At 68.7% G+C, this 1,189-nt stretch carries 1 protein-coding gene; it reads left to right on the forward strand.

Annotated elements, in window-relative coordinates; all coding sequences use genetic code 11:
• Nucleotides 1–1,189: CoA-acylating methylmalonate-semialdehyde dehydrogenase (locus ACIBST_RS48915; RefSeq protein ID WP_397180297.1), on the forward strand; the 1,189-nt coding region annotated here is incomplete at both ends.

Here is a 1,189-nt window from a genome sequence, read left to right on the forward strand (position 1 = left end):
CCTCGCTGATCAAGCGGGCCCGGGTGCTGTTCCGGTTCCGTGAGCTGATGTACGCCCATCGGGACGAGCTGGCCGCGCTGGTCTCGGCCGAGCACGGCAAGGTGCATGCGGATGCGTTGGGGGAGGTGGCGCGCGGGCTGGAGGTGGTGGAGTTCGCGTGTGGGATTCCGCATCTGCTCAAGGGTGGGTTCTCCGAGGGGGTGTCGACTCGGGTGGATTCGTATTCGATGCGGCAGCCGTTGGGGGTGGTGGCGGGGATCACGCCGTTCAACTTCCCGGCGATGGTGCCGATGTGGATGTTCCCGGTGGCGATCGCGTGTGGGAACGCGTTCGTGCTGAAGCCGTCGGAGCGGGATCCGTCGGCGTCGTTGCTGATGGCGCGGTTGTGGCAGGAGGCCGGGTTGCCTGAGGGGGTGTTCTCGGTGGTGCAGGGCGACAAGGTGGCGGTGGACCGGCTGCTGGGGCATCCGGATGTGGCGGCGGTGTCGTTCGTGGGGTCGACGCCGATCGCCCGGTATGTGTATGAGACGGGCAGTGCGCACGGTAAGCGGGTGCAGGCGCTGGGCGGGGCCAAGAATCACATGCTGGTGCTGCCGGACGCGGATCTGGATCTGGTGGCTGACGCGGCGGTGTCGGCGGGGTTCGGGTCGGCGGGTGAGCGGTGCATGGCGATCTCGGTGGTGCTGGCGGTGGACCCGGTGGGGGACGAGCTGGTCGAGAAGATCGTGGAGCGGGTGGGCCGGTTGGTGGTGGGTCCGGGTGATGATCCGCGGTCGGAGATGGGGCCGTTGGTGACGGCGGCGCATCGGGACAAGGTGGCCTCTTACCTGGATCTGGGTGTCGAGGAGGGGGCCAAGCTGGTGGTGGACGGCCGGGAGGCCGAGGTGCTGGGCGGCCGGGGCGGGGGGTTCTGGCTGGGGCCGACGGTGCTGGATCAGGTGCCGGTGGGGTCGCGGACGCACACCGAGGAGATCTTCGGTCCGGTGTTGTCGGTGGTGCGGGTGTCCTCCTACGAGGAGGGCCTGCGGGTGATCAACGAGGGTGTGTACGGCAACGGCACGGCGATCTTCACCAACGACGGGGGCGCGGCGCGGCGGTTCCAGAACGAGGTCGAGGTGGGGATGGTGGGGATCAACGTGCCGATCCCGGTGCCGATGGCGTTCTACAGTTTCGGCGGGTGGAAGTCGTC

This window comes from Nonomuraea sp. NPDC049684 (assembly GCF_044465345.1).
In the GTDB taxonomy this organism is placed as follows: Bacteria; Actinomycetota; Actinomycetes; order Streptosporangiales; family Streptosporangiaceae; genus Nonomuraea.